General features: G+C 62.2%; 25 protein-coding genes and 2 pseudogenes. 19 read left to right on the top strand and 8 right to left on the bottom strand.

Annotated features, from left to right (window positions below; all coding sequences use genetic code 11):
* Positions 1-66 precede the first annotated feature (66 nt).
* Complete coding sequence (locus NKI39_RS29295; RefSeq protein ID WP_352473985.1) at positions 67-426, bottom strand: septal ring lytic transglycosylase RlpA family protein; 360 nt, start codon at positions 424-426, stop codon at positions 67-69.
* A gap of 305 nt (positions 427-731) precedes the next feature.
* On the opposite strand from NKI39_RS29295, the gene NKI39_RS29290 reads away from it, so the two are divergent.
* A complete protein-coding gene (locus NKI39_RS29290; RefSeq protein WP_352491244.1) occupies positions 732-917 on the top strand; it encodes a hypothetical protein in 186 nt (61 codons plus the stop codon).
* Between the two features lie 59 nt (positions 918-976).
* On the opposite strand, the gene NKI39_RS29285 is transcribed toward NKI39_RS29290, so the two are convergent.
* The 4 genes and pseudogenes from NKI39_RS29285 to tauA form a co-directional block, all read right to left on the bottom strand.
* Positions 977-1,165, bottom strand: coding sequence for a hypothetical protein (locus NKI39_RS29285; RefSeq protein ID WP_352453651.1), 189 nt, complete (start codon positions 1,163-1,165; stop codon positions 977-979).
* A gap of 19 nt (positions 1,166-1,184) precedes the next feature.
* The gene (locus NKI39_RS29280) at positions 1,185-2,048 is read right to left on the bottom strand and encodes an ABC transporter permease subunit (RefSeq protein ID WP_352836176.1); all 864 of its coding nucleotides are present in this window, start codon (positions 2,046-2,048) and stop codon (positions 1,185-1,187) included.
* Positions 2,045-2,818, bottom strand: coding sequence for a taurine ABC transporter ATP-binding protein (locus NKI39_RS29275; RefSeq protein ID WP_352686551.1), 774 nt, complete (start codon positions 2,816-2,818; stop codon positions 2,045-2,047). Before NKI39_RS29275 ends, NKI39_RS29280 begins: the two co-directional genes overlap by 4 nt.
* Before the next feature lie 108 nt (positions 2,819-2,926).
* Positions 2,927-3,939, bottom strand: a pseudogene (gene tauA, locus NKI39_RS29270) (taurine ABC transporter substrate-binding protein).
* Between the two features lie 339 nt (positions 3,940-4,278).
* Here tauA and NKI39_RS29265 point away from each other — a divergent pair.
* The 4 genes from NKI39_RS29265 (at position 4,279) to NKI39_RS29250 (ending at position 7,149) form a co-directional block, all read left to right on the top strand.
* Positions 4,279-4,470 carry a hypothetical protein gene (locus NKI39_RS29265; RefSeq protein ID WP_352458582.1) on the top strand — a complete coding sequence of 64 codons (192 nt, stop codon included), beginning with the start codon at positions 4,279-4,281 and terminating at the stop codon, positions 4,468-4,470.
* A gap of 147 nt (positions 4,471-4,617) precedes the next feature.
* A complete protein-coding gene (locus NKI39_RS29260; RefSeq protein ID WP_023675902.1) occupies positions 4,618-5,070 on the top strand; it encodes an RrF2 family transcriptional regulator in 453 nt (150 codons plus the stop codon).
* Positions 5,071-5,119: 49 nt separating this feature from the next.
* The gene (locus NKI39_RS29255; RefSeq protein WP_352473976.1) at positions 5,120-6,466 is read left to right on the top strand and encodes an FAD/NAD(P)-binding protein; all 1,347 of its coding nucleotides are present in this window, start codon (positions 5,120-5,122) and stop codon (positions 6,464-6,466) included.
* Positions 6,467-6,795: 329 nt separating this feature from the next.
* On the top strand, positions 6,796-7,149 hold the full coding sequence (locus NKI39_RS29250) for a winged helix-turn-helix transcriptional regulator (protein ID WP_352473975.1): 354 nt from the start codon (positions 6,796-6,798) through the stop codon (positions 7,147-7,149).
* 80 nt (positions 7,150-7,229) lie between these two features.
* Here the strand turns inward: NKI39_RS29250 and NKI39_RS29245 are convergent, their stop codons facing one another.
* Together NKI39_RS29245 and NKI39_RS29240 are read right to left on the bottom strand one after the other, a co-directional pair.
* Positions 7,230-7,877, bottom strand: coding sequence for a cysteine hydrolase family protein (locus NKI39_RS29245; RefSeq protein ID WP_352614702.1), 648 nt, complete (start codon positions 7,875-7,877; stop codon positions 7,230-7,232).
* On the bottom strand, positions 7,874-8,203 hold the full coding sequence (locus NKI39_RS29240) for a hypothetical protein (RefSeq protein WP_352458586.1): 330 nt from the start codon (positions 8,201-8,203) through the stop codon (positions 7,874-7,876). Before NKI39_RS29240 ends, NKI39_RS29245 begins: the two co-directional genes overlap by 4 nt.
* Before the next feature lie 157 nt (positions 8,204-8,360).
* Between NKI39_RS29240 and NKI39_RS29235 the strand changes: the two genes are divergently transcribed.
* The 8 genes and pseudogenes from NKI39_RS29235 (at position 8,361) to NKI39_RS29200 (ending at position 18,351) form a co-directional block, all read left to right on the top strand.
* A complete protein-coding gene (locus tag NKI39_RS29235; RefSeq protein ID WP_352614704.1) occupies positions 8,361-8,759 on the top strand; it encodes a RidA family protein in 399 nt (132 codons plus the stop codon).
* Between the two features lie 187 nt (positions 8,760-8,946).
* Complete coding sequence (locus tag NKI39_RS29230; protein ID WP_352542812.1) at positions 8,947-10,371, top strand: pyridoxal-phosphate dependent enzyme; 1,425 nt, start codon at positions 8,947-8,949, stop codon at positions 10,369-10,371.
* Positions 10,368-11,549: a cystathionine gamma-synthase gene (locus NKI39_RS29225; protein ID WP_352458589.1), complete on the top strand. Its 1,182-nt coding sequence runs from the start codon at positions 10,368-10,370 to the stop codon at positions 11,547-11,549. The genes NKI39_RS29230 and NKI39_RS29225 overlap by 4 nt, the downstream gene beginning before the upstream one ends.
* 308 nt (positions 11,550-11,857) lie before the next feature.
* The gene (locus NKI39_RS29220; protein WP_352458590.1) at positions 11,858-12,835 is read left to right on the top strand and encodes a GlxA family transcriptional regulator; all 978 of its coding nucleotides are present in this window, start codon (positions 11,858-11,860) and stop codon (positions 12,833-12,835) included.
* Positions 12,836-13,376: 541 nt separating this feature from the next.
* Entirely contained in the window at positions 13,377-14,681 is a 1,305-nt protein-coding gene (locus NKI39_RS29215; RefSeq protein ID WP_352539769.1) for a M24 family metallopeptidase, read from the top strand.
* Between the two features lie 20 nt (positions 14,682-14,701).
* Positions 14,702-15,379: an isochorismatase family protein gene (locus NKI39_RS29210; RefSeq protein WP_352539770.1), complete on the top strand. Its 678-nt coding sequence runs from the start codon at positions 14,702-14,704 to the stop codon at positions 15,377-15,379.
* A gap of 16 nt (positions 15,380-15,395) precedes the next feature.
* Positions 15,396-16,388 carry an alpha/beta hydrolase gene (locus NKI39_RS29205; protein WP_352539771.1) on the top strand — a complete coding sequence of 331 codons (993 nt, stop codon included), beginning with the start codon at positions 15,396-15,398 and terminating at the stop codon, positions 16,386-16,388.
* 321 nt (positions 16,389-16,709) lie between these two features.
* Positions 16,710-18,351 (top strand): annotated as a pseudogene (locus tag NKI39_RS29200) (ABC transporter substrate-binding protein).
* 139 nt (positions 18,352-18,490) lie between these two features.
* Here the strand turns inward: NKI39_RS29200 and NKI39_RS29195 are convergent.
* On the bottom strand, positions 18,491-18,892 hold the full coding sequence (locus NKI39_RS29195; RefSeq protein WP_352683973.1) for a hypothetical protein: 402 nt from the start codon (positions 18,890-18,892) through the stop codon (positions 18,491-18,493).
* 760 nt (positions 18,893-19,652) lie between these two features.
* Here NKI39_RS29195 and NKI39_RS29190 point away from each other — a divergent pair.
* From NKI39_RS29190 to NKI39_RS29165, 6 genes are all read left to right on the top strand, one after another.
* Positions 19,653-20,042 carry a hypothetical protein gene (locus NKI39_RS29190; RefSeq protein WP_352836172.1) on the top strand — a complete coding sequence of 130 codons (390 nt, stop codon included), beginning with the start codon at positions 19,653-19,655 and terminating at the stop codon, positions 20,040-20,042.
* A gap of 33 nt (positions 20,043-20,075) precedes the next feature.
* A complete protein-coding gene (locus tag NKI39_RS29185) occupies positions 20,076-20,516 on the top strand; it encodes a hypothetical protein (protein ID WP_352473549.1) in 441 nt (146 codons plus the stop codon).
* 113 nt (positions 20,517-20,629) lie between these two features.
* Complete coding sequence (locus tag NKI39_RS29180; RefSeq protein WP_352473550.1) at positions 20,630-21,550, top strand: Do family serine endopeptidase; 921 nt, start codon at positions 20,630-20,632, stop codon at positions 21,548-21,550.
* 39 nt (positions 21,551-21,589) lie between these two features.
* The gene (locus NKI39_RS29175) at positions 21,590-23,884 is read left to right on the top strand and encodes a lysozyme inhibitor LprI family protein (RefSeq protein WP_352822452.1); all 2,295 of its coding nucleotides are present in this window, start codon (positions 21,590-21,592) and stop codon (positions 23,882-23,884) included.
* Positions 23,885-23,984: 100 nt separating this feature from the next.
* Positions 23,985-24,392, top strand: a complete 408-nt coding sequence (locus NKI39_RS29170; RefSeq protein ID WP_352473552.1) for a lysozyme inhibitor LprI family protein — start codon at positions 23,985-23,987, stop codon at positions 24,390-24,392.
* Between the two features lie 115 nt (positions 24,393-24,507).
* Positions 24,508-25,008 carry a hypothetical protein gene (locus tag NKI39_RS29165; RefSeq protein WP_352614725.1) on the top strand — a complete coding sequence of 167 codons (501 nt, stop codon included), beginning with the start codon at positions 24,508-24,510 and terminating at the stop codon, positions 25,006-25,008.
* Positions 25,009-25,040 lie beyond the last annotated feature (32 nt).

Below are 25,040 nucleotides of genomic sequence, written 5' to 3'. Positions count from 1 at the left end.
AAGGCCAGGCAGGCAGCACGGCTATTGGGGACGAGCGTCGGAGGCGGTGTCCGGCCGTGGCGGCCGTTAGACCCGTGCCATGCAGACAGCGGTGTGACCCGAGCTGATGAAGCCAAGCTGACTGGCGGCGCCCTTCGACAGATCGAGCATCCGCCCCTTGATGAACGGGCCGCGGTCGTTGATGCGCACGACGACACTGCGGCCATTGTTGCGATTGGTCACCTTCAGCTTGGTGCCGAACGGCAGGCTGCGATGCGCGGCGGTCAGCGCCGACGGGTTCATGCGTTCGCCGGAAGCGGTTCTGGAATGCAGTGAGTACCAGGACGCACGGCCGCACTGAGCGGCGGCGCTGGCAGTGGATGCGCCGACCATCAGGCCAGCCGCGATCGTGGCCGCGACAAGCGCGGTCTGGTTGCTTTTGTTCATGTGTTGGGGACTGGCTCCGTTGACAGACCCGCAGCGGTTAGGGACGAATGAGGCAGCAAATGCGGCAATGATCTGTCGGTTCCATGGCAATGTTACACGTTTGGAGTCGACGCGAAACAATTTGTCAGAGATTTCCCGCAGCGCGGCACAGCTTCCTTGATGATCTTTCCACCGATCTCCGCATGTCTTGCGCAGGATCAGAGGTTAGCATCTAAGTAGAAGTTGGCGTGATTGGGCTGCTTCTTTTAGCTGTTCCATTTCGGCCGGAATGCGGCTGATGATCGACTTGGAGAGGAGTTCTAGCGATGAGATTGATCAAAAATCTGCTGGCCTTGATTGTGCTCGCCATCGGCGTGCTGTGGTCATTGCAAGGCATCGGTTGGGTCCAGGGCAGCTTCATGACCGGCCAGTCGCAATGGCTCTATGCCGGCATCGTGACCGTGCTGGTCGGCCTGGTCGGTCTCGCCTGGGCAAACCGTTCGCGCGGTTGAGCAGGCGTCCATGCTCAGGCGCCCGCCGGAGCAGCACACAGCGGACCCGTGGCGGCCGCTCACCGCGACCAGTACTGCCAGCCCCAGTAGAAACTTTCGTCGCGCGGCGGCAGGCGGTTGCGCTCGGCATCCAGCTGGACCGGCGTCGGCGTTTTGCGTTCGCCGTCAGGCGGCTGTTTGTCTCCGGCCTTGATCAGGCGGAGCCAATGGCCGAAATGCGCAAACAGTACAGCGGTGGAATGGGGCATCGTCACGTCTCCGGTCCGGTTACTCCCGCCCCGCCCACGGGACGAGAACCCGCTCGATCCTGCGGATGATGAATTCGAGCACGAAGGCAATGGCAGCGATCACCAGTATGCCCATCACCACCACGTCGGTGACGAGGAACTGGGCAGCGGACTGGATCATGAATCCGAGCCCGCGCGTCGCGGCCACCAGCTCGGCGGCGACCAGCGTCGACCAGCCGGCGCCAAGCGCGATGCGCAGCCCCGTCAGGATCGAGGGCAGCGCGCTGGGCAGGATGACGTGCCTGATCACCTGGCGCTGCGTGGCGCCAAGCGAGCGCGCTGCACTGATGCGCTCCTGCGAGACGCCGCGAACACCCGATGCCGTCGACAGCGCAACCGGCGCCAGCATGGCAATGGCAATTACCAGGATCTTGGATGGCTCGCCAATGCCGAACCAGATAATGATCAGCGGCAGATAGGCGAGCGGCGGGATCGGCCGCAGGAATTCGAGCAGCGGATCGAAGATGCCGCGCCCGATCGTGCTGATGCCGATAGCCAGCCCGATGGGAACGCCGACGAAAACGGCCGCGACCAGCGCCGCAAACACCCGCCACAGGCTGGCGGCGATATGCTGGAGCAGCGTTGCGTCGACAAAGCCGTCACGGGCGACGACGACAAATTTGTTCCAGACTGCCACAGGCGACGGCAGGAAAACCGGCGACACCAATTGCAGGCGGGCCGATGCCGTCCACGCCGCCAGCATCATCAGAATGGTGATCGCGCTAACCACGCGGGCCGAAACGCGGCTGCGTCTCGGCCGCGGCCGCGACCATGGCACCGACAGCGCGTCGGCTCCGTCGTCGACCTTGCGCTGCGGCCGCTCGGCATAGGAGGTAACGGTCATGCTGCCTCCCCTTCGAAGATCGCGTCGGTCAGCTCGCCGCGCGCTGCGGCGAAGGCGGGATCGGCCTTGATGCTGCGAATGGCCTCGCCGGCTGCATAGCGCCGGCTGAAGCCGGTCTCGAAGCTCCACACCACCCGGCCAGGGCCGGGAGCGAGCACAATGATACGGGTTGCCAGCACCAGGGCTTCCTCGATGCCGTGCGTGACCATCAGCACGCCGACCTGGCTCGCCGTCCACAGATCGAGCAGCGTTGTCTGCATGCGTTCGCGTGTCAGCGCATCGAGCGCGCCCAGCGGCTCGTCGAGCAGCAGGAATTGCGGCTCGGCCGCCAGCGCCCGGGCCAGGCCGACCCGCTGGCGCATGCCGCCGGAAAGCTCCCAGATGCGCTTGTCGCCGGCGCCGTCGAGTTTCACCAGCGCCAGAAGGTCGTCGGCAGTCCGCGCCCGTTCCGCGGCCCTGACACCGCGCAGCCTGAGCGCAAAGGCGACATTTTCCCGCGCGGTCAGCCACGGAAACAGCGCGTCGTTCTGGAACACGACGGCGCGGTCAGAGCCTGGCGCCGTGATCGGCCGGCCGCCAATCGTGGCGCGTCCGCGCACAGGCTCGACCAGGCCCGCAGCGACGTTGAGCAACGAGGTCTTGCCGCAGCCGGAGCGGCCGACCAGGACAACGAAGTCATCCTTGGCGATCTCAATCGACACATTTTCGACCGCCGGCGCCGGCTGACCGTCATAGTGGACCGAGACCTTGTCGAGCACGAGATGCGTCATGGGAACCTCGCCGATATTCCGAATCTGTCTGCCCCGAAGCCGCTCCTCGCAAGCGGTTCGGGGCAGGGAGCACGCGGCGTCAGGGAAGGAGAACCGCGCGCGTTGGCGTCAGTTCGAGGCAAGTGCTTCGCTGACATATTTCGACGACACGTATTCCGAATAATCCGGCAGCACGGCGTCGATCTTGCCCTGCTCCTTGAGGAAGGCCGATGTCGCCTCGACCGCTTTGACCGTGCCGCCACCGAGGAACTTGTCCGAGGCTTGCTCCTCGAGCGTCGGGAAGACATAGCCCCTCAATAGTTGCGGCACGTCCTCCAGCTTGGCCCCGGTGATCGTGGCGATCTTCGCCGCTTGCGGCGACGTCACCGACCAGGCGTCCGGCTTGGCCAGGAACTCGGCATAGCCGCGCCCGTCACCTTGACGAAGTCGCGCACCGCTTCCGGGTTCCTTTCGGCGAAATCGGTGCGCACGATCCAGGCGTCGAAGGTCGGCGCGCCCCAGGCGGCGACCTGCGAGGAATCCAGCACGACCTTGCCCGAAGTCTTGATCTGACCGAGTGCCGGATCCCAGACATAGGCGGCGTCGATGTCGCCGCGCGCCCATGCCGCCGCGATCTCCGGTGGCCGCAAATTGAGAATATCGATCGACTTCGGGTCGACACCCTCATGCTTCAGCGCGGCAAGCAGGCTGTAATGCGTCGTCGAAACGAAGGGCACCGCCACCTTCCTGCCGGCAAGGTCGGCGGCCTTCTCGATGCCGGCGCCGTTGCGGGCGACAAGGGCCTCGGATTCGCCGATCAGCCCGACAATGAAGATTGTCTGGATTGGAAGCTCGCGGCTCGCCGCCGCCGCCAGCGGGCTCGAACCGACATAGCCAATGTCGACCGATCCGGAAGCGATGGCGGCGATCACGTCGGCGCCGGAATCGAATTTCCGCCAGTCGATTGCCGCCTTGGTCGCGCTCTCATAGGCGCCGTCGGCCTGCGGCACCTTCGAGGGCTCGACGACCGTCTGGTAGCCGATAGTGATCTTGAGGTCCTGCGCATCGGCTGGGCCGAGAAAGGCGGCGCCAGCCAAGGCCGCCGAGGACAAGAGAACGATACGTCGCGAAATGGTGGACATGAAACGCTCCTTGGAAACGAGGAAAACCCGGATTGCGTTTCATAGTCATCTAACTCTATCGTTCTTGTAGAGTTAAATCCTTCCAATCGGTGCGGTCTTGTTAGAAAAATTCATCTGGCTATGGCAGTTCGCGCGCTTCTGGGTGACGGCTCGGGTGAGAACTATCGTCCTTGCCCGGGAACCTCTTCCACGTCGTCCTTGCGCGCAACAAGGATTTTCCCGTTTTCGCCCCTGCATCGGCAAATCCATACTGTGGATAGCCAAGAAATTGGAAACAAGTTCCCTGTGTTCGCGGTTAAGTCTAGTATCCTTATCGACATTGAAGGATTGGAGAGGACGATGAGCGACGCCACCCTCCTTGTTGCCGCGCGCGGCATGCTTTGGCCTTCAAATTCAGGGGCAGAAGCTGCTGTTGGTATTCTCGCCGATCGGGACATTCCTGCCGCCGGCCAGTTTGCCGGTGTGTCATTCGCGGTGGCTCCTGTGCTCGCAAGAGCACAAGCCCCGGCCAAAATGGCCATTGCGGCGTGAAAACGAAGCAAAATCAACGTTTCTCGGCTTGTATATCATGTCACTAGAATTTATCTGTAGTGACAGCTTGGACGCGGCGGGGAGGCACGCCAGGCGTTTCGCAACCGGTGGCCTTGCGCCATCGCATGACAGAGAAACGTGCGGGTTATGCTCACGAAAAAAGGTAAATACGGCCTCAAGGCGCTCGTCCATCTGGCGCGCCTGCCGGTTGGACAGCTCGCCTTCGTCAACGACATCGCCACAGGAAACAATATTCCGAAGAAGTTCCTCGATGCCATCCTTGGCGAATTGCGCAATGCCGGTTTCGTTCAGAGCCGCAAGGGCAAGGAAGGCGGCTACCGGCTGGCACGCCCAGCGGACGAGATCAAGGTCGGCCACGTCGTGCGCGTGCTCGACGGGCCGCTTGCCCCCATTCCTTGCGCCAGCCGCACCCAGTATCAGCGCTGCGAAGACTGCAACGAGGCGACATGCCAAGTCCGACACCTGATGCTGGAGGTCCGGCAGGCCATCGCCGAGGTGCTGGATCAGCGCAGCCTCGCGGAAATGCGCGACATCGCCGGCGACGAGGATTTTTCGGCGGCGTTGAAAATCCAGGCCTGAACCAATCTCTCCTGAGCCGGCGACGATCGCCAGGACAGCTGGTGTGCGCATGACCGGGCGCGCTACGCCAAGTTCGATCATCATTGTCGGCGGCGGCGCCAGCGGTGTCGTGCTTGCCGCTCATCTGCTGAAGTCGCCCAATCCCGATCTACGTGTCAGCCTGATCGAAAAACGCCCGCATTTTGGGCAAGGCATGGCCTATTCAACGCTGCTGTCGGCGCATGTGCTGAATGTCAGCGCGTCGGGCATGAGCGCCTATGCCGACGATCCCGGCAATTTCTCGCGCTGGCTGCTTGAACGCGGCCTGGCAACGCCGGAACAGGCGCCGGTCTATGCGCCGCGCAGCGTCTACGCCCGCTATCTCAAGGAGTTGCTCGACGAGCTCGAGGCGCGTGAGCAGCAGACGGGCCGGCTGCGCTTGATCCGCGAGGAGAGCCTGTCGATCTCGCCGACCGCGTCAGGCGTCGAAGTGGCGCTGGCCAACGGCACCAGCGTGGTTGCGCATCTTGCCGTGCTCGCCACCGGCCACGACGAAGAGCCGGGGGCGGGGCAGGGGCATGCGATCAGGATGGGATCCGAGGCGGACACTGCGCTCGACCCCGAAGCCCGAGTCCTGGTGCTGGGCACCGGCTTGAGCATGGTCGATGCCTTCCTGTCGCTCGAGCAGCGCGGCCACCGCGGCGCGATCGTCGCGGTGTCGCGGCGCGGCCTGCTGCCTTCGCCGCATCGCAAGGGCAATCCGATCAAGCTCGACGTTGCCGACATTCCGCTCGGCACCCAGCTTTCCTATTTCGTCGGCTGGTTCCGCGACCTGATCCGGGAAAACCAGAAGGCCGGCATCGACTGGCGCGACGTCGTCGACGGTCTGAGACCCTTCAACCAGAAGATCTGGCAGAACTGGCCGTCCTCGGCCAAGCGCCGCTTCGTCGAGCACACCAAGGCCTGGTGGGACATCCACCGCCATCGCATGGCGCCGGAAGTCTACGCCCGCGTTGCCGAGGCGGTGCAAGCGGGCCGCATCCGCCTTGTCGCCGGCCGCGTCGTCGAGATCGCCGCCGGCGACGGCTTCAGCCTACAGGTCCAGTCGCGCCACACGCAGCAGCTCGAAAGGTTCGACGTCACCCGCATCTATGATTGCACAGGCATCGCCAGGGACATCTCGACCACCTCGAACAGCGTGGTGCGGTCGCTGGTCGAGCGTGGACTGGCACGGCCGGATCCGCTGCGCCTCGGCCTCGACGTGACCGCGAACTGCGAGGTCATCGCCGGCGACGGCACGGTATTCGCCAATATCCTCGCCGTCGGGCCACTGACGCGCGGCACCTTCTTCGAAATCGACGCCATTCCCGATATTCGCGTGCAGTGCGCGCGGCTGAGCAAGCGCTTGCTCGGATGAGGCCGCCTCTGTCTTGACGCGATCTCGGATGCAAGACCACTGTCGCCGGGTGAAAAGATCTCGACCGCATAGCCGCGTTCGGTGAAGGCGAACCAGGGGTGCGGGAGCTCGCTCCACCAGAGCCGACCAGCAGCCTGTGGTGGTCGAGACAGCCAGGCGATGACGCCACACGTTTCGGCCGTCTCGCATCGACCGGATTGATGTCGCGCACGCTCGTCTTCGTTCTCCTCCATGGATTTTGTAGTCGGCGAGGCCGTGAGCCGCGACCCTGGCCAGATGGCCGGGCAAATTCTGCTTTCGTCGTCACCGTGCCTTGCCTACCATGGCGCATGACCCAACGCGGAAGACTCTACGGCTGTCCGGTCGAGTTCGCGCTCGACGCGCTCGGGGGCAAATGGAAGACGGTGATCCTGGCGCGCATCAAGGAACAGCCGATGCGCTATTCCGACCTGCGCCGGCTGATTCCCTCACTCTCGGACAAGATGCTGACGCAGCGCCTGGCCGAGCTTGTCGAGATCGGCTTCGTCACGCTCCAGACGTCGCCCGACGGCAAGGGGCGCTACGCCTTGACCGGGCGCGGTGAAGATCTCGCCGCCGCGCTCCAGGCGCTCTACGACTGGGGTAGCGTGCACGGTCGCGCCGAAGGCGTGCGCTTTCGCACCGACAGCGCAGCCACCACCTAGATCAATTCCGGGAAAGCGCGGAGCGGTTTTCCGTCCGCAATTGCGTGAAACCGTGAATGGCTCCAGCAAGCCGATTGCCCTCAACCCGCGCCGGCAAGGGCGCTGCAGAAGCTTGCGACGTTGGTGACGACGGCTTCGCCGAGGAAGCGTAGCGTCGCCATCGAGCGGTCGCGCGCTTCGCGGTTGCCGAAGCCACAGGCATCCTCGATTACCACGGAGACAAAGCCATTGTCGGTCGCCTGGCGAACGGTCGGCTCGATGCCGATCTCCATGGCGATGCCAGCGAGCGCTATCGTGCGCACGCCGCAATCGCGCAAGGCAAAGCCGAGCGCGGTGGAATCGAAGGCCGACATCGTGAGCTTGTCGAATACCGCCTCGTCCGCGCGGGGGTCCAGCTCGGGCACGATCCGCGTCGCTTCGGCGTCGCGCGGGAACCACGGCTCGACCGTGTCGGGGCTGTCGCGCCGCTGCCAGGCCATGGCGGTGCGCAGCTGCGTCGCGCCCATCCATTTGCGCGGCAGCGACAGGTGGCGCGTGAACGCCACCCGCATTCCGGCCCCGCGCGCCGCTTCCAGCACCGTGCCGGTACGCTCGACGATGGTCGCGGCGCCGGCCACCTGCCGGCAGATGCCGACCTGCATGTCGTAGACCACCAGCGCCGTGCGGCGCGGATCGCACCACTCAGCCAGGCTGGCCGGGATTTCGATCCCGTCGCTCGACCGGATCATGCCGCAGTCCGGTCCCATGGCTTGGCGATATCGACCGTCGGATCGAACAGGAATTCCAGCGGCAATGGCGCGTCGAAGGCGATGAAGTGCCATTCTAGCAGCCCGGCCTTGGACAGCGGGAAGTCCTCGGTGTAGCGCCGCGCTTCCGCGACGCTGTCGAGCTCGAAGACGATGATGACGCCGCCAATATCGGCGCGCGCATAATTCTCGCGCACGATCCCCGCCTTCCAGAGCCGCCAGACATTCGACACTTCGTCGCGCAGATAAGGCCGCAAATCGTCGAGCGTGACGCCGGGCTTGAAATTGTCATAGGCAAGAATCTTCATCGGCCGTTCCTTGTATTGCTGTTCGCCCAGCGCCGGGTAGCATGGCCGAATCGGCGGCCGCAACGAACGAGATGGTGCGTTGAAACGCCCGCACGATTGCCGTTGATCCTATGGGCGGCCGCGGGATAATTTTTGCTGAAGAGGAGGAAAAAGTGCGGTGACCATCGAAAGGCTGAACCCCGAGGGCATGCACAGCAATCCGGCCTATTCACAAGGCGTGTCGCTGCCGGCATCCGCGCGCATCGTGCTGGTCGGCGGCCAGAATGGCGTCGACGCGCAAGGCCGGATCGTCGCCAGGGACGATCTCCCTGCGCAGACCGCTCAGGCGCTTTCCAACCTGGCAAAGGTGCTGGAAGCCGGTGGGGCAAAGCCTGAAGACCTCGTCAGCCTCTCGGTCTATATCGCCGGCGACCTGGACATAGGGCCGGCCTTCGGCGCCTGGATGGCGTTCTGGGCAAACCGTGGCGCGCCGCCGATCATCAAGGTGCTGCGCGTCGCCGGCCTCGGCAATCCGGATTTTCTGATCGAGATCGAAGCCCAGGCCGCGATCGCCTGAACCCTAAGCGGGTTCTGCAAATCTTTTGCCCCTGCCTGCAGGCCGACGAAGCTTTCGCGAAATTCCATTCCCCTGCTGGCGGCCGGATTGGCACGATCTATCTTCTTTCCAACTGCAAACGGCTGGAAAAGACGGTAGGTTGCCGTCTTCCAGGGCGGTTGCTCATTCTGGCAACGGAGCATCTGACATGAGCAAGCACAAGATCGTGGCATCGGACGATGCATCGTCCCGCCTGCGCCCGCCTTATGCCTCGGTTCTCGACCTGATCGGGCAGACGCCGGTCGTCGAGCTGACCAAATTCGACATCGGCAAGTGCCGGCTGTTCATCAAGCTCGAAAGCCAGAATCCCGGCGGCTCGATCAAGGACCGCATCGCGCTGTCGATGATTGCCGCCGCCGAAAAACAGGGCAAACTGAAGCGCGGCGGGACGATTGTGGAGGCGACCGCCGGCAACACCGGTCTTGGTCTCGCCCAGGTCGGCATCCCCAAGGGCTACCGCATCATCCTGGTCGTCCCCGACAAGATGTCGCGCGAAAAGATCCAGCATTTGCGGGCGCTCGGCGCGGAGGTGCGGATGACGCGTTCCGATGTCGGCAAGGGTCATGCCGAATATTATCAGGACATGGCCGAAAAGATCGCCGCCGAGCTGCCCGGCGCCTTCTATGCCAACCAGTTTGCCAACCCGGCCAATCCGCTGGCTCATGAAACCACGACCGGACCGGAAATCTTCCAACAGCTCGAAGGCGACGTCGATGCGGTTGTCGTCGGCGTCGGGTCCGGCGGCACGCTGACCGGGCTCGGCCGCTACTTTGCGAAAGTCTCGCCAAAGACCGAGATGATTTTGGCCGATCCGGTCGGCTCGGTGCTGGCGCCGTTGATCAAGACCGGCAAGATGATAGAGGCCGGGAGCTGGACCGTCGAAGGCATCGGCGAGGATTTCGTCCCGCCCAATGCCGATCTGTCGCTGGTCAGGAAGGCCTATTCCATCCCCGACAAGCAGAGCATGCTGGCGGTGCGCGACCTGCTTTCGAAGGAAGGCATCCTCGCCGGCTCGTCGTCCGGCACGTTGCTTTCGGCAGCGCTCCGCTATTGCCGCGAGCAGACCGTGCCGAAGCGCGTCGTCACCTTCGTCTGCGACAGCGGCAACAAGTACCTGTCGAAAGTGTTCGACGACTTCTGGCTGGCCGAGCAGGGCCTTGCCGAGCAGGAGCAGCATGGTGATTTGCGCGATCTGGTGATGCGTTCGCACCGCACCGGTGACACCGTGTATGTCGGTCCGGACGAAAGCCTGCTCAACGCCTATGGCCGTATGCGCCGCTCGGACGTCTCGCAGCTGCCGGTGCTGGACGAGGGCAAGCTCGTCGGCATCATCGACGAAAGCGATATCCTCGCCAAGGTCGAAGGCCCCTATGACAGCCGCTGGGACCGCTTCAAGGCTCCGGTCAGTACGGCCATGACCTCTACCCTGCACACGCTGCAAGCCAGCCAGACGCTGGACGCGTTGCTGCCGGTGTTTGATCGCAACGAGGTCGCCATCGTCTTCGACGGCGACGAATTCATCGGGCTGATAACACGCATTGACCTGATCAACCATCTGAGGCGCGCCCGATGACCGTCAAAGCCACCGTATCGGGCAAAAACCGCCTCGCCTTTTCGACGCGCACCATCCATGGCGGCCAGAGCCACGACCCGACGACGGGCGCGGTGATGGTACCGATCTATGCCACTTCGACCTACGGTCAGCAGAGCCCGGGCGTGCACAAGGGCTTTGAATATGCCCGCAGCCAGAACCCGACCCGCTTCGCCTTCGAACGCGCTGTGGCCGATCTCGAAAGCGGCACAGCCGCCTTCGCCTTCGCTTCGGGGCTGGCAGCGATCGCCACTATTTTCGAACTGCTCGATTCCGGCGCCCACATCGTCGCCACCGACGACATCTATGGCGGCACGTTTCGGCTGCTCGAGCGGGTGCGCAAGCGCTCCGCCAACCTCCAGGTCGACTTCGTTGACTTCACCGATCTTGCCGCGGTCGAGGCGGCGATCCGCCCGGAAACCAAAATGCTCTGGGTCGAGACGCCGACCAACCCGCTGCTGCGTGTCGTCGACCTCGAAGGCGTCGCAGCACTTGCCAGGCGCAAAGGCGTGCTCTCAGTCGCCGACAACACTTTCTGCAGCCCCTATCTGCAGCGGCCGCTGGAGCTCGGCATCGACATCGTGGTCCATTCGACGACAAAATACCTCAACGGCCATTCCGACATGGTCGGCGGCGTCGCCGTGGTCGGCGACAACAAGGATCTCGCTGACCGGCTGAAATTTCTGCAGAACGCCATCGGCGCCATTTCCGGGCCGTTCGACAGTTTCCTGGCGCTGCGCGGACTGAAGACGCTGGCGCTGAGGATGGAGCGTCATTCGTCGAACGGCCAGAAGATCGCGCACTGGCTGGAAAGCCGTCCCGACATCCGCCGTGTCATCTATCCCGGCCTGCCCAGCCACCCGCAGCACGCCATCGCCAGGCGGCAGATGCACGCCTTCGGCGGCATGATCACGGTCGAGCTCGACCGCGACCTCGCCGGCACCAAACGCTTCCTCGAACATACGCAACTGTTCACGCTGGCCGAAAGCCTCGGCGGCGTCGAAAGCCTGATCGAGCACCCGGCGCTGATGACGCACGGCTCGATCCCGGCGAAAAAACGCGCCGAGATCGGGATTTCGGATTCGCTGGTAAGGCTGTCAGCCGGGATCGAGGATGGCGACGATCTGATCGCGGATCTGGATCAGGCGCTGGCGAGCTGAGCCCGCCAACAAGAACCTGCGAGACGTCGGCAGGACAGTGCCCCCCTCTGCCCTACCAGGCATCTCGGCCACGAGGGGGGAATTTGGCCGTCATCTTGCGCTGAAACACGCACGGGACGGCGAAGCTGCCGATCTCCCCGCTTGTGGGGGAGATGTCCGGCAGGACAGAGGGGGCGTGAAGGATCGCGAACGAGCGGCGCTTATTCTGCATCCATATCCATGTGTCTTACATTCTATTCCGTTGACCTTGGCGCCATCTGGCAGAATTGTAGCTTCCTGATCCACCTTGCTGCCTGGCTCCGGAAGCTATGAACAACCGACAACGCAACCAACCGACGGCAAGCGATACCCCGCTCACCTTCGCCATCCTGGTCTTCCCAGGCTTTCCGATGATGGCGTTCAGCTCGGTGATCGAGCCGCTGCGCGCGGCGAACGTGCTGGCCAAGCGGGACTGGTACCGCTGGATCATCGTCGGCGCCGCCGAAGGCCCCGTCGAGGCCTCGAATGGCGTCGTCATTCAGCCCGGCTTTTCCGCCCATGACGCGCCGAAGGTCGATCGCATCGTCGTCTGCTCAGGCGGTGACGCCGATCATCTCGTCGCCGAGGATGCCGTGAGCTGGATCCGCAAAAGCCTGCGCGGCGGTGCCCATATCGGCGCGGTGGCGGATGCCGCCTTCTTCCTGGCTCGGGCCGGCCTGCTCGACGGTCATGCCTGCACCTTGCACTGGACCAGCCAGGCTGCCTTCACCGAAGCGTTTCCGGACATCGAGCTGAGGCGCGATCTCTATGTCATCGACCGCAAGCGCTTCACTTCGGCCGGTGGCGTCGGCAGCCTCGACATGATGCTGGAGATCATCACCGGCGATTATGGCGCCGAACTGGCCGCCGGCGTCGCCGAATGGTTTGTGCACAGCCCGCTACGCTCCAGCGTCGACCGCAAGCTGATGCCGCTCAGGCTGCGGACCGGCGTGCAGAACGAACTGGTGCTGTCGGCCATCGCCATCATGGAGGATGCGGTGGAGGAGCGGCTCGGCATGGCGGAACTGGCGGGGCGACTTGGTATCTCCTCCGATAAGCTCGAACGCAATTTCCGCTCCGAACTCAGTATCTCGCCCAACGGCTATTACCGCCGCCTGCGGCTGAAGCGTGCCGCCGACCTCCTGGCGCATTCGACGCTGATGGTGCGCGACGTGGCGCTGGCCTGCGGCTTCGCCTCGATGTCGAGTTTTGCGCGGGCGTTTCGGGAGGAGCATGGCCATGCGCCGAAGGTGATGCGGAGGCATTAGGTATTTCGGACGTTGGCGGGACAGCGCCCGGGACAGCGCCCCCTCTGTCCTGCCGGACATCTCCCCCACGAGGGGGGAGATTGGCAGCTTCGATGCTCCGCTCCTCCTGCGACGGTGGAAATTCACGAAAGCGGCGATGACGAGCCGATCTCCCCCCTTGAGGCAGGGCTATCGCAGATGGAAAGCCGAGGCTTTCGCTCTACGACGTACCCCCACCCCTAACCCCTCCCCACAAGGGGGAGGGAGACTTCCGTTGGCGCTGACCTCGGCAAATTGCCTGCCTTTCGGCGCCAAAAGGGGAAGTAAGGGCGGGCGGCAGCGTTCCCTCCCCCTTGTGGGGAGGGTTAGGGTGGGGGTCCATCTTCGTAAGAATCCAAATGCGATTGCCCTGCCCCTTGAGGGGGGATGTCCGGCAGGACAGAGGGGGGCGCCGTAGAACGCTACGGAACGACTTCAAGCGGTATTTCGCACAACATCTGCGGTATCTCGCACAGCCTCTACGCGGCGCATGGCCCATCCTCGCCGCTTCCAGGAGGCACCCATGAGCATCGTCGTTTTTGACCCCGACAGCACCGAGGATGTCGACTTTAGGGATCGCATGCGCCATCCGGCGGCGGCGGATCCGGCCGGCGGTATGTGGCTGTCGGACACCGAGCCGTCCTTCATCGACGCCGACGCGCTGCGCAAGGGCCGGCTTGCCAGGCTGCGCGCCTGGATGCGCGAGGCCGGCTATGGCGGCGTCGTTTTGTTCGATCCCTACAACCAGCGCTACGCCACCGGTTCGCGCAACATGTTCGGCTATTTCCTGCGCAACTCGACGCGCTATTTCTTCATACCCACCGAAGGGCCGATCGTGCTGTTCGAATATCCGCAGAGCTACCATGTCTCGATGGTGCTCGACACGATCGACGAGGCGCGTCCGTCCAAGCTGGTCTGGTCGTCGGTGTCAGGCCGCGACGACGAGACCGCCGGCCCGTTCGCCGATGAGATCGCCGAATTGCTCAAGGTGCATGGCGGCGGCTCGATGAAGCTCGGCCTTGACCGCTGCAGTCATCTGCAGGCACTGGCGCTCGAAAAGCGCGGCTGCGAAGTGCGGGATTGCCAGGGCGAGATTTTGGCGGTGCGCGCGGTCAAGACGCCCGAGGAAGTAAAATGCCTGCAGGTGTCGATGGCTGGTGCCGAGGCTGCGGTCTATGCCGTGCGCGAGGCGATCAAACCTGGCGTTTCCGAAAACGAGCTGTTCGCCATCATGTATGGTGAGGTCATCCGGCAAGGCGGCGAGTTCATCGAGACCCGGCTGCTGACCTCGGGCCAGCGCACCAATCCGTGGTTCAACGAGGCGAGCGGCCGCAAGATCAGGCCGGGCGAACTCTTGGCGCTCGATACCGATACGATCGGCTGCTACGGCTATTATTCGGACTTTTCGCGCACCTTCCGTTGCGGACCGGGCAAGCCGACGGATTATCAGAAGTCGCTCTACCGCATGGCGCACGACCAGGTTCAGCACAATATCGGGGTCGTCAAGCCGGGCATGGCGTTTCGCGAGATTGCCGAAAGGGCCTGGAAGATACCGGACCGCTTCGTCGACCAGCGTTATACCTCGGTCATGCACGGCGTCGGCATGCATGGCGAAACGCCGTTCATAGCGCACGCCATGGACTACGAGACCTATGGCCGCGACGGTTTCATCGTGCCCGGCATGGTGGTCAGCGTCGAAAGCTATATCGGCGAGAAGGGCGGCCGCGAGGGCGTCAAGCTGGAAGACGAGATCCTGATCACCGAGACCGGCACCGAGCTCCTGTCGCGCTTCCCCTATGAGGATGATTTCCTTGACAGACACGTTTGAGTGCTGACAGGCAGTTTTGCATGAAAAGCCCGATCTCGATCAAGCGCGGCAAGGCGGCGGCGGTGTTTATCGATCTCCAGGAGGAGCATCGGCGGGACAAGCGCTATCTGGTCGAAGGCTATGGCGATATCCTCGCCAACGTCCAGCGCCTGCAGACAGCAGCACGGGCCAATCATGTGCCTTTGTATCACTGGGCCTATATCGTCGATCTCGCCACGGCGCGGCCGTTCCACCCGGTCGAGGCCAGCGGCAAGTCGGCATTTTCCGACAAGGACGATCCGCTGACTGCGATCTGCGCGGAAGTAGGCCCGGCGACAGGCGAGATGATGTTGGTCAAGACCGATGCCAGCGCCTTCCGCGCGGGGCCTGCCGCCGAGCGGCTGAAGGCCGATGGCATCGAGTGGCTGGTCGTTGCCGGCGTCTGGACCGAGGCCTGCATCGATGCCACCGTCAAGGATGCGGTGGCGCTCGGGTTTCGAGTGCTGCTGGTCAAGGATGCCTGCGGCAGTGGCAGCACGGCGATGCACCAGACGGCCATCCTCAACCTTGCCAACCGGCTCTATGGCGGTGCCGTCACCACCACCGACGGCGCCTGCCGGCTGCTGGCAGGCGAGACGGTCGAAGCCTGGCAGGTCGAGGGCTCGGTGCCGCTGCGCTTCAGCTATGAAAATGCTGCCCGGCTCTACGCCGAGCTCTGAGCGGGATCGCGCAGCGATGATCACCGAGGCCGAGCGACCCGGAACGAGAGGGCGCGGAAAATACCAGACGCTGCTCGATCCGGAGCTGTGGGCCTATATCGATCGGGTCAACGAGTGGTATCCGCCCGAAATCGTCTACATGCCGATCGACAGGCAGCGGGCGGTCTATGATGCCATGTGCCGGGCGTTTCGCGAGCCCTATCCACCCGGCGTCAAGGCCAGCGACAGCGCGGTTCCTGCCGGCGACCGTGCGATCCCGGTCCGGCGTTACCAGATGGCGGGCACGGCGCCGCAGGCGATGGTTGTCTATTATCACGGCGGCGGCTTCGTCCTTGGCGGCCTCGACAGCCATGACGACATCTGCGCCGAGATATGCGCCGGCACCGGCTTTGCCGTGCTGTCCGCCGATTACCGGCTGGCGCCCGAGCATCTGCATCCGGCCGCCTTCGACGATGCGCTGGCCGTATTCGAATGGGCGACGGCGACGGCCGGCCTGCCGATAGTGCTCTGCGGCGAAAGCGCCGGCGGCAATCTGGCCGCTGCGGTGGCACAGGCGACACACCGCCATCCTCGCCATGCGATCGGCCAGGTGCTGATCTATCCCGAGCTCGGCGGCCCGGAACCAGTTGGCAAAGAGAGCGCCGGCTCCTGTGTCGAGCACGCCGAAGCGCCGCTGCTGACGTTGCGCGATATCGAATTCTATCGCAACGTGCGCTCCGCAAAGGCACAGTCGCCCGACGATCCGACCTTTTCGCCACTCCGAGGCAGCAATTTCTCCGGCCTGCCGCCGACCTTCATCATCACGGCCGAGTGCGATCCGCTGTCCTCCGACGGCGAGGCCTATCGCGACTGCATCCTCGCCGCCGGCGGCCGCGCCTGGTGGCGCGAGGAGCCGCGTCTGGTGCACAGTTTCCTGCGCGCCCGCAAAACCGTTCCGCGCGCCGGTGAAGCCTTCGCCCGCATCATTGCGGCCATCGCCGCGCTTGGCAAAGGCGACTGGCCTTACTGAGGTTGCGAAGGCCCCCTCATCCGGCCGCTTCGCGTCCACCTTCTCCCCGCTGGCGAGAAGAGCCTGGCATCAACGCAGGCGACCTCCTCTCCCCCCGGGGGCGAGGTCGGATTGCCCCGAACTGCCCTTCGCAATTCGGTTGGCGATCCGGGTGAGGGGGACCTTCCGCTTGCGGAACAGCGCACAAGAACTGCGGAAGTCCGAACACTCCCCCACGGGCGCTCGCCCTATCATCCCCGAGGCAATGGCGCTCCGGCGATCGCATCCGTCCCCCGCGTTTGGCGATCGGCAGAGGTGCCCAACAACAGGGGAATGACGACAATGAAGTTCATGCTGACCGATCGAAAACTGCATCCGCAGGCCGAGCCCGTCGCCGATGGCTTCAAGAAAGGCCAGATGAACCGGCGCGAATATCTCGCCACCATGGCTGCGCTCGGTGTCAGCGCTGCCGGCGCGCTGGCGCTTGGCGGGCTTGCTCCGTCACCGGCCAGGGCCGAGGAGGCGAAGCGCGGCGGCGTCTTGCGCGTTGCCATGAATGTCAAGGGCTGGAAGGATCCGCGCACCTTCGACGGCGTCGAGATGTCCAACGTCGCCCGCCAGTGCAACGAATATTTGGTGCGCTGGAAGCGCGACTTCACCTTCGAGCCATGGCTGCTCGAGAGCTGGGAGACCAGCGACGACGCCCGCGTCCTGACCCTGCATATCCGCAAGGGCATCACCTGGTCGAACGGCGACACCTTCAACGCCGACGACGTGATCCACAATCTGACGCGCTGGTGTGATGCGTCCGTCGCCGGCAATTCAGTCGCCGCGCGCATGGGCGCACTGGTCAACGCCGATACCAAGAAGCCCGTCGACGGCGGCATCGAGCGCGTCGACGACGTCACCGTGCGGCTCAATTTGCCGAAGCCCGACATTTCGCTGATCGCCGGCATGGCCGACTACCCGACGCTGATCATGCACCGCAGCTATGAAGGCGACGGCGATCCGCTGAAGGCATTGGCGATCACCACCGGGCCTTGCGAACTCGTGGCATGGGACGCCGAGGTCGGCGCCGAAGTCCGCCGCAAAGACAAGCCATGGTGGAAGGGCGAGTTCTACCTCGACGGCATCAAATGGGTGGACTACGGCTCCGACCCCAATGCGATGCTGTCGGCCTTCGAATCGGGCGAGATCGACACCGATCACGAAACCGCCTCCGACACGGTTGCGCAGACCGACTCCATGGGCCTGAGCAATTCGGAAATCGCCACCGGCTCGACCATCGTCGCGCGGTTCAATATCGGCAATCCGCCCTATGACGACATCAAGGTGCGCCGCGCCGCCCAGCTCGCCGTCGACAACGCCGCCGTGCTGAAGATCGGCATGGACAACCGCGGCAAGCCTGCCGAGAACCATCATGTCGGGCCGATGCATCCCGAATATGCCGATATCGGCCCGGCCGTCCGCAACATTTGATCAAGCCAAGGCCCTGCTCGCCGGGGCCGGCAAGGCCGACCACGAATACGAACTCATCTCGGTCGACGTGGACTGGCAGAAGAGCTCCGGCGACGCCATCGCTGCGCAGATGCGCGAGGCCGGGCTGAAGATCAAGCGCACCGTGCTGCCGGCCGCGACCTTCTGGAACGACTGGAGCAAATATCCTTTCTCCTGCACGGAATGGCTCGGCCGGCCGCTCGGCGTCCAGGTGCTGGCGCTCGCTTATAAGTCTGGCGCCGCGTGGAACGAGACCGCCTACGCCGATCCGGAATTCGACAGTCTGCTCGACAAGGCGCTGGCGATGCCCGATCCCGGCGCCCGCAAGGAGCTCATGGCCAAGATCGAACAGAATCTGCGCGATTCCGGCGTCATCATCCAGCCCTACTGGCGCTCGGTCTACCGCACCTACCGCAAGGGCGTGCATGGCTGCGAGCAGCACCAATCGCTCGAGCAGCATTTCGAGAAGGTCTGGCTCGAGGCGTAGCCTTGCAGACGACCAATTGTCGGGGCCAGCGCCGCTCTTTCTTCCTTCTCCCCTTGTGGGAGAAGGTGGATTGGCGCGCAGCGCCAAGACGGTTGAGGGGTGCGGACGGAGTGCCGTCAGTATCAAGCTGGAACACCCCTCATCCGGCCGCTTCGCGTCCACCTTCTCCCACAAGGGGAGAAGGAAGAGCCACGCCAGGCCTTGAAATCTCCAGTCCAAGCCGCACGGTCTCCCGCACCAGCAGGTCCAGATCGTCGCGCCGGGTGCGGTGGTTGTTGATCGCCACCCTGAGGCTATGCTGGCCATGCACCGTCGTGTCGGAAATGGCGGCGATGCCTTCTTCCTGCAGCCTCAGCATGATCTCGGTATTGAGCGCTTTCAGGCGCTCCCCGCCCAGTCCGTCCGCGCGGTAGCGAAAGCACACGATGTTGATGCTCACCGGCGCTACCAGTTCGAGTGCCGGTTCGGCCGCGATCAGCGCGCCGAGATAATGCCCTTGCGCGATGTTCTGGTCGATCAGCCGGCTCCCAAAATCGCGCAAGCTGTGTGCGCTGCTCGCCTATCTGGCGCTGGCGCCGCATCCGGTCGGCCGCAGCCGCCTCTGCGAGCTTTTGTGGGATGTGCCGCCCCCACTGTGCCTCTATTTGGCACTCCGCAGCGTTGAAAAGTCGGGCAAAGGGCACGTTTCTTTCGGCCCTCGCAAGGGTTGGCTGGGTTCGACAAAATACCACAATAGATCGCGATTGGGGTGGGTTCGTCGCGCCCTTTTTGTAGAGCTGGCGCAAAATTCACAACAGCATAGAATATTGCTTGTACTAACTCGGCTTAATGAGAACAAACCTAAGGAAGCATTCCTGAATCTTGCTGCTGGTCACATTTCAGTATCTGCTAAGATAGCCCGTGCTGATTCCGAATTATTAAGCATTTGCAAAATTCAATCCTGCGATATTGGGATTTGTCCTTGTCATAGGCTGACTTGGATGCATTTCTTGGAAGCACAGCCGCGTCAGCGGATCTTGAAACATGCTTGGGCGGACGGGGCACTAAGCATGGAGAGGAATATTGACACTCGCTAATGCGGCGGCCCCGGCCGGGAGCGTTCGACCCGACGCAAGAGACTACGGCAACCGTCGGCTAAGTCGTCGAATGCATCGCCCACAGCCTGGCTCTCGTTTGATGGCCGGCGAAGCTTTGCCCTCCTCCGATTGGCGCCAGCCTTCGCGGCAAAAGCGGGGATCGCCGCCTGCAATGGCCTTCCGAAATGGACGATGTCCGCCGCCAGCCAGTCGGAGGAATGAATCATGAAATTCGTAATCTATGCGGCCTTGGCCACTGCTTTGATGGCGATCGCCGGTTGTACCACCGACGACTACGGCGGTTGTCGCGGAAAGGGCTGCCTGGCTGATCGGCCCCATAAAGGTGGCCGACAGATTGACTATCGGCCGCAGTTCGACAGGAACGGCAATCCCAACTTCGATACCAGGGGCCGTTACATCGGCTGCCATGGGCTCGGATGTAAAGTCGACGATCCTGATGACGGGGATCAAAGTATCGACGACAGACCGCAGTACGACAGAGAAGGCAATCCCAACTTCGATACGCAAGGCAACTACCAAGGCTGCCGCGGCATCGGCTGCGAGGTCGATACACCGGACGATGACAATTCATCCGACGATGACGATTCCGATTAACGGACTCGGGGGCGAACAAGGAGGAAGCCAATCATGTCTGAATTCAGCGGCCTGGTCCGGCGACATGCCAAAATCGTTATGGTCGGCCTTGCGGGGTTGGGAATGGCGCTGACGTCCGCTTTCGCTGCGAATAACGCCTGTGACGGTATAAAGGTCGAAGTGACGAAGGCGCGCAAGCAGGAATATGCCCCTCTCGTCGTCTCGGCGATGACCAATAAGTTCAAGCCCGCTCAGGCAAAGTTCTTCACGATCATGGAGAGCGGCAGCTGGAGCGCCGCCTACGTCTCCACGCCGGTGAGCGACGACGGCGTGATGTTCTTCCAGACAGTCGACGGAAAGAAGCAGTTTCGCGACGTGTGGGGCGGCTATGCCGAGCCGTCGGAAAAACCTGAACTGGTATCCTGGGCGAAGAAGCTCGGAGCGCCGCAAGACCTGGCAAAGTGTTTTGCCGAGGAAGTTACGGAACGACGGTGATGATCGCTGGAAATTGCCGCTGACCGTTGGTGCAGGGGGAGAATGATTGGTGAGCGCTCCGGGGCGCCGGGGCTCTGAGATCGACTCCAATCATCAGCTGCAGGATGTGCAAAATGCAAACCGTTCGAAAATCCAGACTGATAATGCAGCTCGCCCGTGCATTGGCAACTTCAGTGAAAATGACGGCTGTTGTGAGTGTAGCTGTCCCGCACACGATCAATGTTGCGTATGCCAGCAAATATGATCTGCCGAAACCCTATGTTTCCCGGGCTCTTAACGCGGTTCTGATACCGATCAATCACGCCTCTCGGCACCGCTACCAGATCCCGCCCAAGCTTCGCGGCGTGTATGTCCTGGCCGTTGCACCCCACGGTGTTGCCGCGCGGCAAGGCATCCGACCGGGTGACGTGCTTGCCACAGTGCGGCATCAGCCGATTTCGACGCCGCGCGATGTCGATAGGTTCGTTTGGGCCGCCCTTGCCGCGAGTGCCACCAGTTTCCTGTTTGGCGTGAACCGCGGGACAGAAGTCACAGACGTCGTCGAGGTCAACACCAACATCACCGTCAACAACTTCAACACCAACATCTCGGTCAACAATATCTCCCAATGGACGAGTGTCGACAATCGAGAGGAATGGACGCAGATCGTCGATGAGTATGACGAGGAGATGGAGACGGGCCTCAATGACACAAGCTATCGCGGGGACGACTCGCAGCCTGGGGACGCCAGTCAGGACGCAGAAACGTCTCCTCCCGATGCCGATGACAAAAGTTCCGATGATCAGGACGATCCGAGCGATCAGAACGACGACACTGACGACGATAGTACGGATAACGATGCGTCGGATGACAGCACTGACAACAATAGTTCCGACGATCAGGACGATTCGAGCGATCAGAATGACGATGCAGACCCAACGGACGGTGGTGATGGCGACAACAACACCGACACTGACGACAACAGCTCGGATGACGATGCGACGGATGACAGTACCGACGACGCTGCCGGATCGAACGACGACGATGCCAACTAGCAGCCGACCGGGCCGGCAGTTCTAAACAGAGGTCAACCGATGAAAACCGCGACGCTGACCATTGCCATGGTCCTGGCCATGCCGGCTTTCGTTTTTGCCCAGGACAAGTGCTACGACGCCGCCAAGGATCAGGCCGCCGCGAACGAGTGCGCCGATGCCGCGTCCAAGAAATCCGACAACAAGCTCAACGAGCTTTACAAGCAGATTGAAACCCGCGTGAAGGATGATGTGGATACCAAGACGCTTTTTGTTCAAGCACAGCGCGATTGGGTCAAATTTCGCGACGCGGAGTGCAGTTTCCAGACCGTGGGAGCGGCCGGAGGAAGTGTAATGCCAATGCTCGTCGCGCAGTGCATGGACAGCCTGACGCAATCCCGTGTCAAAGACTTCGAGGATTACCTGAAATGCCAGGAAGGCGATCCGAGCTGCCCCGTTCCGGCAGCGAACACATCACATGCTGCACCTGCGGTGGCCGAAGAGACCGTCCCTGTCCAGGCTGCCGGACCGATACTTATTCCATTGCAACACGTCAGGGAATACGGAACCGACGGTGGTTATCACAAACTCGGGATCATGGTGGGCATCAATAGTGCCAAGCCTCGTCTGTTCGAATTCGACACCGGGTCGGATGAGTTCAACGCGGAGATCGATTCGAGCGTCCCTGGCGTAAAGCCGGTGCCCGGCAGCAAGCCCGCAATGTACGCCTATGGTGACGGCACCTATGGCGATTGGGTACAACAGGTACGGTTCGACAGCCTGTCTTTTTACGATCCGGATGATGCGTGGGAGCCTGTCGTAACCTTCGACGGCGGCTTTAGCGCTGCTCGGGTGGTGGATTACGTCTACACCAAGGGTTTCGGCGACCTCGAGGATGTGAAATTGATGCAGAAGCCCGTTGGTCAATACGGCGATACGCCAGTCTACGCGGATCTTAATGCGCGCGAGAGAATGCAGAAAGGCGAACCCGGTGGTTCGACGACGTTTTACGGCATCTTTGGAGCCGCCGATTTTATCTTTCCAGGAGACCAGACCAGTGCCCCCGGCGGTCAAACCCGAAGCGGCTATGTGGTCTCTGCCAATGCAAATCTTGGAAAAAGGAAGACGACACCGGGCTGCGGTCCGTGCCTGACGCTGAATTTGTCCCCCAGTCTGAGATCCCAGTTTACGGCCCTGACGCCGTGGGGCGAAGGGGATTTTCAGGCTTACCAGAGACGATTCCCGCGATCAGGCGCGAATGCATCCAATGAGTACGAAGGGTCTTACCGTTATACGATTTCTTTTGACCATAAGGGAAAGAAGCAATCGGTTGATTTCAGCGGACCCGTCTTATTGGATACAGGAACAGCGACATTTGTTCATATTACGAATGAAGATACTTTAAATAAGCTCAAGTCGAAAGGTTTTAAAATTGATAAATACAGTTCTGGCATAATAAACTTCAAGTTTTTTGGATTTGACGATAGTTTCAACAACAGGGAATACAGCGATGTCGTTATCGATCGCCAAAGCGATGAGGAGAGAGGCCATGGAATTTGGGTCGGCCTACCCTTCTTTCAGTCCAATTCCGTGATGTATGATCTGGAGAACAAAACAACCGCCTATTCACCCTATTTTGTCAGCGCTGCCGACTTTACGACAGACGCGGCTGTCAAGGATCAAGTGCAGCTCAACCGAGTGAACGGCGAAATGGGCAGCGACGGATGGCTCGGATTGGCCGGGAACATCTTCGGCGCCGGCGACTTCACGATCGAGAAGGACGCGGACGTGCGCATGACCGGGGCCAATACCTACACGGGCACAACCCACATCGCGGCCGATGGCTATCTTACTCTGGCCGGGCCGGGCAGCATCGAGCATTCCTCGCGCGTCATAGTCGACGGTGTGCTCAACATCGATCAGAAAGGAAACCACCTGAAGCCCTGGGGAGTGGCGCACTCCCTGAACGATACGGCCATTCGCAACCTTGGCGGTAAAGGCGAGGTCTATCTGGGCGCGGGCAGACTGATCCTGACAGCAGCCGACGGGCAATTTGATGGAACCATCGCGGACTTTGATGACGCCGGCGACAGCGGCGGCCTCGTTGTTGCCGGTGGCAAGCTGACGCTGAGCGGCAAGAACAAATATTCGGGCATGACGGAAGTGGTGGCGGGAGCGGAGTTGCACGTGACCGGCTCTTTGACCGGTGACGTTTCCGTCTCGGGACTGCTTGTCGTTGACGGAGAGGTCTCCGGCGAAGTCATGGTCAAGGAGGGCGGCACGCTGACCGGCTCAGGAAAGGTCGGCAACGTCACGGTCGCCGAAGGTGGCAAAGCTGATCCAATGAAAACCAGATAATCGGGCCATGGGCCGATCGTGGCAATAACGGACAGCTGACGAGAACATAGGGCGGGGCTGAGCAACTTAAGAGCTTGACTGCAATCGGAAAGGGAAATCGATGAAAATAGCGATATTGACTGCTGCCGTGGTTCTGGCTGCGCCGACATTCGCCCTTGCCAAGGACAAGTGCGCCGATGCCAAGGATCAGGCCACCATGAATCAGTGCTTCGGTGCCGAGTTCCAGAAATCCGACAAGAAGCTCAATGAGCTTTACAAGCAGATCGAAGCCCGCCTGAAGGACGATGCGGATACCAAGAAGCTTCTTGTTCAGGCACAGCGGGATTGGGGCAAGTTTCGCGACGCGGAGTGCAGTTTTCAGACTGCTGGATCGGCCGGAGGAAGCGTAATACCGATGCTCATCGCGCAATGCATGGACGGCCTGACGCAATCCCGTGTCAAAGCCTTCGAGGGTTACCTGAATTGCAAGGAAGGCGATCTGAGTTGCCCCGTTCCGGCCGCGAACTGACACGTGCTGCAACTTATTTGATCATGATGAAGCCGGCGGCGAGCATGACGTCGCTGCCAGATATGAACAATGCGAGGGGCATCATCACTGCGTGGGGACTTGAAGGAGGTGGATTGTGAAACGCTGCGGATCATCGCTCGCAATGGCGATTGCGGCATCTGTGCTGCTGGCATCTGCCGTGCCGGCAACAGCCCAGGATGACATGGGCTTCGACGTCAACGTCACGCTGTCCAAGAAAGCAGCCGCCAAGCTCGCGGCTGAAAAGGAGGGAATCGTCGTCTTCGCCTCCTATTACGGCGACCCCAAGCCGAGCGCCGCGAAGCACGCCAACGAAGTCGGCCTGATCGATCTCACACCGCACGACGAAGAGGTGGAGATACCGGGCACAGGCGGCCACGCCCGCATCAGCGGCGCCAAGGTCGACGCAAAGCGTCTCGACTGGCTTGCCGGCCCTCCCGATGTCAACGTCAACGTTGCGTCGGCGCGCAAGAGCAGCTCGGTCAATCTGCTCGGCTGCGATTTCATCGACGGTCCACTCAGCAACGTCCAAAGGGCGCCCGTGACGCTTCATTGCGGATTGATCGAAGAACATGTGGACACGAAGTTGAAGCCATAAGGCTCGCAAAAGTCATGCGCGTCCCCGGCGCC

The organism is Mesorhizobium sp. M0664 (genome assembly GCF_040320565.1).
GTDB lineage: Bacteria > Pseudomonadota > Alphaproteobacteria > Rhizobiales > Rhizobiaceae > Mesorhizobium.
Note: the sequence above shows the minus strand (reverse complement) of the source record. Positions and strands in the feature narration are given on the sequence as shown.

Bases quoted from the DNA above. Each gene is read 5' to 3' on its own strand.
- NKI39_RS29295 (WP_352473985.1), bottom strand. From the start codon at position 426: ATGAACAAAAGCAACCAGACCGCGCTTGTCGCGGCCACGATCGCGGCT.
- NKI39_RS29290 (WP_352491244.1), top strand. From the start codon at position 732: ATGAGATTGATCAAAAATCTGCTGGCCTTGATTGTGCTCGCCATCGGC.
- NKI39_RS29285 (WP_352453651.1), bottom strand. From the start codon at position 1,165: ATGCCCCATTCCACCGCTGTACTGTTTGCGCATTTCGGCCATTGGCTC.
- NKI39_RS29280 (WP_352836176.1), bottom strand. From the start codon at position 2,048: ATGACCGTTACCTCCTATGCCGAGCGGCCGCAGCGCAAGGTCGACGAC.
- NKI39_RS29275 (WP_352686551.1), bottom strand. From the start codon at position 2,818: ATGACGCATCTCGTGCTCGACAAGGTCTCGGTCCACTATGACGGTCAG.
- NKI39_RS29265 (WP_352458582.1), top strand. From the start codon at position 4,279: ATGAGCGACGCCACCCTCCTTGTTGCCGCGCGCGGCATGCTTTGGCCT.
- NKI39_RS29260 (WP_023675902.1), top strand. From the start codon at position 4,618: ATGCTCACGAAAAAAGGTAAATACGGCCTCAAGGCGCTCGTCCATCTG.
- NKI39_RS29255 (WP_352473976.1), top strand. From the start codon at position 5,120: ATGACCGGGCGCGCTACGCCAAGTTCGATCATCATTGTCGGCGGCGGC.
- NKI39_RS29250 (WP_352473975.1), top strand. From the start codon at position 6,796: ATGACCCAACGCGGAAGACTCTACGGCTGTCCGGTCGAGTTCGCGCTC.
- NKI39_RS29245 (WP_352614702.1), bottom strand. From the start codon at position 7,877: ATGATCCGGTCGAGCGACGGGATCGAAATCCCGGCCAGCCTGGCTGAG.
- NKI39_RS29240 (WP_352458586.1), bottom strand. From the start codon at position 8,203: ATGAAGATTCTTGCCTATGACAATTTCAAGCCCGGCGTCACGCTCGAC.
- NKI39_RS29230 (WP_352542812.1), top strand. From the start codon at position 8,947: ATGAGCAAGCACAAGATCGTGGCATCGGACGATGCATCGTCCCGCCTG.
- NKI39_RS29225 (WP_352458589.1), top strand. From the start codon at position 10,368: ATGACCGTCAAAGCCACCGTATCGGGCAAAAACCGCCTCGCCTTTTCG.
- NKI39_RS29220 (WP_352458590.1), top strand. From the start codon at position 11,858: ATGAACAACCGACAACGCAACCAACCGACGGCAAGCGATACCCCGCTC.
- NKI39_RS29215 (WP_352539769.1), top strand. From the start codon at position 13,377: ATGAGCATCGTCGTTTTTGACCCCGACAGCACCGAGGATGTCGACTTT.
- NKI39_RS29210 (WP_352539770.1), top strand. From the start codon at position 14,702: ATGAAAAGCCCGATCTCGATCAAGCGCGGCAAGGCGGCGGCGGTGTTT.
- NKI39_RS29205 (WP_352539771.1), top strand. From the start codon at position 15,396: ATGATCACCGAGGCCGAGCGACCCGGAACGAGAGGGCGCGGAAAATAC.
- NKI39_RS29190 (WP_352836172.1), top strand. From the start codon at position 19,653: ATGAAATTCGTAATCTATGCGGCCTTGGCCACTGCTTTGATGGCGATC.
- NKI39_RS29185 (WP_352473549.1), top strand. From the start codon at position 20,076: ATGTCTGAATTCAGCGGCCTGGTCCGGCGACATGCCAAAATCGTTATG.
- NKI39_RS29180 (WP_352473550.1), top strand. From the start codon at position 20,630: ATGCAAACCGTTCGAAAATCCAGACTGATAATGCAGCTCGCCCGTGCA.
- NKI39_RS29175 (WP_352822452.1), top strand. From the start codon at position 21,590: ATGAAAACCGCGACGCTGACCATTGCCATGGTCCTGGCCATGCCGGCT.
- NKI39_RS29170 (WP_352473552.1), top strand. From the start codon at position 23,985: ATGAAAATAGCGATATTGACTGCTGCCGTGGTTCTGGCTGCGCCGACA.